The sequence below is a fragment of the Arcicella gelida genome (assembly GCF_034931025.1).
Taxonomy (GTDB): Bacteria; Bacteroidota; Bacteroidia; order Cytophagales; family Spirosomataceae; genus Arcicella; species Arcicella gelida.
In genome coordinates, this window is record NZ_JAYGIL010000019.1 from 132,712 (window position 1) to 139,445 (window position 6,734).

The following is a 6,734-nucleotide window of genomic DNA, read 5'->3' on the forward strand; positions in this document are numbered from 1 at the left end:
AGTTGAAACAAAATGTAATTGTATTATTTATCACTTGCGTATTACCTGCTATTACCAATATATAAATAACCCAATTTTATCCAACCAATAAAATGATAAAGACATTCAGAGAGTTTTCTCAAAACAAGCAAGATTCAAAAACACCAAAATATCAACAACTGGTAAATACTTTGTTGATTGATATTGAAAGCGGAAACTTACAAACGGGTGAACGCCTTCCTTCCATTAACGAAGCGAGTGAAGAGTGCTACTTGTCTCGTGATACTGTTGAACGTGCTTATTCAGAACTCCATCGTTTGGGCGTAATTACTTCTATTTTCAGAAAAGGATATTTTATTTCTGGGAAGTCAGCAAAAACCAAAACGAAAGTATTCTTCCTAGTTGGGAAAATTACAGAAAACAACAAAGCCATTTTTAATGCTTTTGTGAATGCCTCTAACAAAGATGTAACTGTTGATATTTTCACTTACAATTACAAGAGTGATAATTTCAGAGAAATCATCAACAGTCATCTTGGCAATTATCACTACTATGTTATCATGCCTCATTTAATTGAGGAAAGTGAAGAAAACATTAAATGTTTGAAAAAGATTTCTGGCGAACGCCTTATCTTTTTAGAACAATCTTTAGCATCACTTCATGGTTTGAATTCAAGTATTTTGAGTAACTCAGGTGATGAGATTGCTCAAGTGATGCAACAGAATATTAAACATTTCAAGAAATATAAAACCTTGAATTTGGTATTGACAGAAGACGAGTACTTCGACGCTGAATTGATTACTGGTTTTAGAGATTTCTGCGAAACGAATCATTTCGATTTCCAAGTATTGGATGGATTTCAAGATGAAGAAGTAATGCAAGGAAATGCTTACTTGACCATGGATGACGTTGATTTAGTTGCGGTTATTAAATCAGCAGAACAACAAAATTTTTCATTGGGCAAAGAAATTGGTTTAATCTCTTTGAACGATAATTGTTATAAAGAAATTTTAGCCGGTGGCATCACGATAATATCCTCAAAGCCTACCGAGATTGGGAAAATGGCCGCCAACATTATCCAAGCCGGTAAACGCCAACAAGTACAAGTACCGATGGAAATGGTTTTAAGAAAATCACTTTAAAAGAACTTTTTTAATTGAAAAATAGGCTAAGATGATAAAAATCTTATCCCTTGTTTACAACCTTGACTATCTTTAGTCAAGGTTGTTTTGTTTTCATGGCTCTTTTTCTGTTAAAATCCTGTAATTTTGCAACTCTAAAAAAAATATCTTGTAGCCAATCACACTTATTGTTAATGACTACAACAAAAACCACAAGCAATGGAATACAATTTCAAAGAAACAGAACAGAAATGGAGAAAGTTTTGGGAAGAAAACCAAACCTATAAAACAGAGATTAACCACGATAAACCAAAGTACTATGTGTTGGATATGTTCCCTTATCCTTCTGGTGCTGGTTTGCACGTTGGGCATCCGCTTGGTTATATTGCTTCCGACATTATCGCTCGTTACAAACGTTTGAAAGGTTTTAATGTATTGCATCCAATGGGTTTTGATTCTTTCGGTTTGCCTGCTGAACAATATGCTATCCAAACGGGTCAACATCCTGCTATTACTACCGAAGAAAATATTACTACTTATATTCGTCAGCTAAAACAAATTGGTTTTAGTTATGACTGGTCTCGTGAAGTACGGACTTCTGATGCCAAATATTACAAATGGACGCAGTGGATTTTCATGCAATTGTTCAAGCATTATTATGACAAAGATGCCAACAAAGCTTTACCGATTGCTTCTTTAGTAGAACGTTTTGCTGTTTCGGGCAACAAAGGCGTAAATGCCGTTTGCGATGAAGATACACCAAACTTTACTGCCGAAGAATGGAATGGTATGAACGAACAAGAGCAACAAACTTTGTTATTGAAATTCCGTTTGACTTTCCCCGATGATTCTGTGGTAAACTGGTGTCCAGCTTTGGGAACAGTTTTGGCAAATGATGAAATCAAAGATGGCGTTTCTGAGCGTGGGGGTTATCCAGTAGAACAGAAAAAAATGAAGCAGTGGGCAATGCGTATTACTGCTTATGCCGATAGATTAATCGACGGATTGAACGAAGTAGATTGGTCGGATGCTTTGAAAGAACAACAACGTAACTGGATTGGTAGAAGTACAGGTGCAAGTGTGAAATTTAAAGTTGATGCTTCGACTGTTCAAGAAAATGCTCCAGAATTTATTGAAGTATTTACCACTCGTGTTGATACAATTTATGGCGTTTCGTTTATGGTAATTGCTCCAGAACATGAGTACGTTCCTTTCTTGACAACCCCAGAACAAAAAGCCACAGTAGATGAGTACGTAAAATGGGTAGCTTCAAGAACGGAATTAGACCGTATGTCGGAAGTGAAAAAAGTAACGGGTGCATTTACTGGTAGCTACGTAATCAATCCATTCAACGATGAGAAAGTACCGATTTTCTTAGCGGATTATGTTTTGGCAGGCTACGGAACAGGTGCAGTAATGGGCGTACCTTCGGGCGACCAACGTGACTGGAATTTTGCTACACATTTCGATTTACCAATTGTGCCAATTTTGGATGCCCAAAAAGATATTGACCAACAAGCCGATAATACCAAAGAAGGAAAATACATCAATTCTGGCATTATCGACGGCATGGAATACAAAGAAGCTACGGCAATTTTGACAAAATGGTTGGAAGAAAAAGGCATCGGTAAAGGTAAAATTCAATATCGCTTGCGTAATGCCGTATTCAGTCGCCAGCGTTATTGGGGCGAGCCAGTGCCTGCGTACTTTAAAGACGGTTTACCGTATTTGATTGAAGAAAGCGAATTGCCTTTAGAATTACCCGTAATTGATAAATATTTACCTACCGAAACAGGCGAGCCACCATTAGGACGTGCTGAAGGTTGGAAATATAAAGGCGAATACGAATATGAATTATCAACCATGCCGGGTTGGGCAGGTTCGTCGTGGTATTGGTACCGTTATATGGATGCTCAAAACGAGCAAGAATTTGCCTCACAAGAAGCCATTAATTACTGGAAAGCAGTTGATTTATACTTAGGCGGTTCAGAACACGCCACTGGACACTTATTGTATAGCCGTTTCTGGAATAAATTCTTGAAAGATTTAGGATTAGTACCCGAAGAAGAATTTGCTAAGAAATTGATTAATCAAGGCATGATTCAGGGACGTTCTAATTTTGTGTATCGTGTAAAATCATCTGTAGGCGAAGGTAAAAATCCTGTTTTTGTTTCATTCGGTTTAAAAGAACAATATGAAACTACGCCAATCCACGTGGATGTAAACATTGTTTCAAACGAAGTATTAGATGTAACAGCTTTCAAAAACTGGCGTTCAGATTTTGAAAATGCAGAGTTTATTTTAGAAGATGGCAAATATATCTGCGGTGTAGAAGTAGAAAAAATGTCGAAATCTAAATACAACGTAGTCAATCCAGATGTATTAGTTGATAAAGTTGGTGCAGATACTTTGCGTTTGTACGAAATGTTCTTAGGTCCATTAGAACAAGCCAAACCTTGGAATACCAATGGTATCGACGGTTCATTCCGCTTTATCAAAAAAGTATGGCGTTTGTTCTATGACGATTTGGGGAATTTCAAAGTAAAAGACGAAGCCCCAACACCAGCAGAATTGAAAGTTTTACATACTTGTATCAAGAAAGTAGAAGAAGATTTAGAGCGTTATTCGTTCAATACAGTAGTTTCTACTTTGATGATTTGTGTGAACGATTTAGGTTCATTGAAATGTGCTAAGAAAGCAATCTTGCAAGAATTAGTCATTTTAATGTCGCCATACACACCACACATTGCCGAAGAACTTTGGGTATTGTTAGGTAACGAAGCTGGAACAATTTCTTATGCTACTTTCCCTAAATTCAATGCTTCGTTATTGGTAGAAGCCAATTTTGATTATCCGATTTCAATCAACGGAAAAGTAAGAGCCAATATCTCTTTCCCAACCGATTCCATTCCAGCGGATATAGAAGCAGGCGTATTAGCTAATGAAGTAGTACAAAAATGGTTAGACGGTAAAGCTCCTAAAAAAGTAATCGTTGTACCAAAACGTATTGTGAATGTAGTTTTGTAAGCTAATTTATTGACGAATATTTAATTCTATTGAATCCTATGAGTTTTTTGAAACCTCATAGGATTTTTTGTTTTCTAAAAATAACAATCTCTTCAAGTGCTTTTAGTTTTTTCTCCTTAACTTCAAAAACTAAAATATACCTTTCATCAAATTATCTTTTTTATGGAATTACAAGCCTTACAATATCCCATCGGAAAATGGGTTCCTCAAGAAACACATACTTGGGAAGAGATTCAAGAAAAAATAGCTCTGTTAAAAACAATTCCTGCAAAATATAAGGAAGTAAGTACTGAATTAAGCGAGGAGGATTTATTGAAACAATATCGTGAAGGTAGTTGGTCGGTCAGACAAATCATTCACCATGTTGCCGATATGCACGTCTTGTATTTTGTTCGTTTTAAACATGCTCTAACAGAAGTAAATTCAGAAGCTGTGGTAGGAAAAGTAGATGCTTGGGCAAATTTAGAGGAAGCCAAAACAGCTCCTATTGATTTTTCTTTGACTTTATTAGCAGGTACTCATCAGCGTTGGACTTACCTTTTAGAACAAATGACGGAAGAAGATTTTCAAAAAGGATTTTATCACCCAACACGTAAGATGTACATGACCTTGAAAGATGCCGTTGATATTGGCGTTTGGCATAGTCAACATCATTTGGCACATATTAAAATTGCACTGGGAGTTGCCCAATCATAGAAAGTATCTAGTACAAAAAACTTTAAAGTCTTCTATAGAAAACTCCTTCAAAAAGGATAAAAATTTATCCTTTTTGAAGGAGTTTTCCTACTAAAAGAGGAAAACTTTCCTCTTTTAGTAGGAAAATTGGTACTCCAAGTATCAACACTTCTACTTTTTTGCGGAATATTGCGGCTTTCAACAGCAAAACCCCATCAAAACTTCGGATTATTGCGGTTTTAGATAGCAATTTTGCTATTTCAAATAAGAAAATCTCTTCTCTGAATATAAAAATTCTTTCTTTTTTGCAGGAAATTACGGTTTTTAGTATCAATATACTTATTACTTCAACCGCAATTTTATAATTTCATTTTACCGACTTTATTAAAAAATCGCCAGCTTAATAAACTGGCAGAAGCAAAAAGACTAATGGTTAGCCCAATCCAAATGCCAACGTGTTTTAAATCATAAACAAATCCTAAAACATAACACAAAGGTAAACCCACACCCCAATACGCAAAAATGGTAATTAAAGTAGGAACATTTACATCTTGTACCCCTCGTAAAATGCCTAAACTTACTGCCTGAACGCCATCGAATAATTGAAAAATTCCTCCCCAAATAATTAATTGAGCCGCCAATAAAATTACGCCTTCATCTTTTACATAACTCGCAAAAAAGTCATTAAAAGTCAACATTAAAACTCCACAAACGCCCATAAAACTTACTCCCATAAGTAATGCTGCCGTTCCAGCTCTAAAGATGGCGGTTCGATTTCTTTCCCCTACTCCTGCCCCAACTCGGATACCTCCTGCCGTGGCAATTCCAGTGGCAGCCATATAAGTAAGCGAAACAAAACCTATCGCTACTTGATGTGCTGCTTTGTGCTGAATACTTATCCAACCCATCATTACAACAGCACCATAGAAAGCGGCAATCTCGAAAAAGCCCTGAAAACCACTTGGCACACCTACTTTCAAGATACTTTTAATCAGTTTAGATATTTCATTTTTATGAATTTGAATTGCTAAATAAGGTTTGAAATATGAAGCATTGAAAACATAATAAGCAATGGCAATAAGCATATAAATCCTTGAAATAAAAGTAGCATAACCAGCACCATACAAACCTAATTCTGGGAAAATCCAAATACCATTAATCAAAAAATAATTCAGAATAACATTGATTAACAAAGCTGTCCAAGTGATATTCATCGCTACTTTGGTGTACGACAAACCATCCGTAAAACTTTTAAAGGCAGAAAAAAGAAATGAAAAAATTGTAGATGCCGTAATTATCCAAAGGTAGTTTTGAGTAAGTCCTCTGATTTGTTTGGGCTGGTCTAATATTTCCATATACAAGCCAAAAGCTACTACTAATCCAGCACAAATAATACCCATTAATATTGCTACCCACAAGCTTGCTCTTAGTAATAAATTGCATTTGGTAAAATCATTTTCTGCTTTGGCTTGAGCAACCATTGGCGAAACAATCTGTAAACAGATATAGCCAATGATGGAAATATTAATCGAAATACCATTGGCATCAGCGGCGGCAGCCAAAGATTCCACTGCACCTTTATCCATCCGACCCACTTGAATAGTATCAGCCAAACCCATTATCATTATTCCCAATTGCCCCGCAATGATGGGAAGCGACAAACGATAAGTAGCAATTAGGTCGGGTTGGTAATTTTTAAATAAATTTTTCAAGGATATAAATTTTATGAGATTGTTGATAAAATAAAAAAAGATTGAGAAAGCTTTTGTAGATGCTAAACAAAGTTAAAACCTAAATAATTGATATACTTAAAAGACACTATCCCTAATTTTGTGTAAGTTGTTTTTTGTATTGATTATTTGTTTTTGATTCTTTGGTCAAAAATAAGGTAAAATTGGTTGATAATAATTCCCCAGTTATGAATGGGTTTAG

Annotated in this window: 4 protein-coding genes; 3 read left to right on the forward strand and 1 reads right to left on the reverse strand. The window is 35.7% G+C overall.

Annotation, left to right across the window (positions count from 1 at the left end):
- The first annotated feature begins 92 nt into the window (after positions 1 to 92).
- From VB776_RS15395 to VB776_RS15405, 3 genes are all read left to right on the forward strand, one after another.
- A complete protein-coding gene (locus VB776_RS15395; protein ID WP_323697640.1) occupies positions 93 to 1,121 on the forward strand; it encodes a GntR family transcriptional regulator in 1,029 nt (342 codons plus the stop codon).
- Positions 1,122 to 1,319: 198 nt separating this feature from the next.
- Positions 1,320 to 4,127: a leucine--tRNA ligase gene (gene leuS, locus VB776_RS15400; RefSeq protein WP_323697642.1), complete on the forward strand. Its 2,808-nt coding sequence runs from the start codon at positions 1,320 to 1,322 to the stop codon at positions 4,125 to 4,127.
- Between the two features lie 162 nt (positions 4,128 to 4,289).
- Complete coding sequence (locus VB776_RS15405; protein WP_323697643.1) at positions 4,290 to 4,823, forward strand: YfiT family bacillithiol transferase; 534 nt, start codon at positions 4,290 to 4,292, stop codon at positions 4,821 to 4,823.
- Positions 4,824 to 5,161: 338 nt separating this feature from the next.
- On the opposite strand, the gene VB776_RS15410 is transcribed toward VB776_RS15405, so the two are convergent.
- Positions 5,162 to 6,514 carry an MATE family efflux transporter gene (locus VB776_RS15410; protein ID WP_323697644.1) on the reverse strand — a complete coding sequence of 451 codons (1,353 nt, stop codon included), beginning with the start codon at positions 6,512 to 6,514 and terminating at the stop codon, positions 5,162 to 5,164.
- Positions 6,515 to 6,734: the final 220 nt, after the last annotated feature.

What these genes read in the sequence shown, in the direction of transcription:
- VB776_RS15395 (WP_323697640.1), top strand. Translation starts at nt 93, where the DNA reads ATGATAAAGACATTCAGAGAGTTTTCTCAAAACAAGCAAGATTCAAAA.
- leuS (WP_323697642.1), top strand. Translation starts at nt 1,320, where the DNA reads ATGGAATACAATTTCAAAGAAACAGAACAGAAATGGAGAAAGTTTTGG.
- VB776_RS15405 (WP_323697643.1), top strand. Translation starts at nt 4,290, where the DNA reads ATGGAATTACAAGCCTTACAATATCCCATCGGAAAATGGGTTCCTCAA.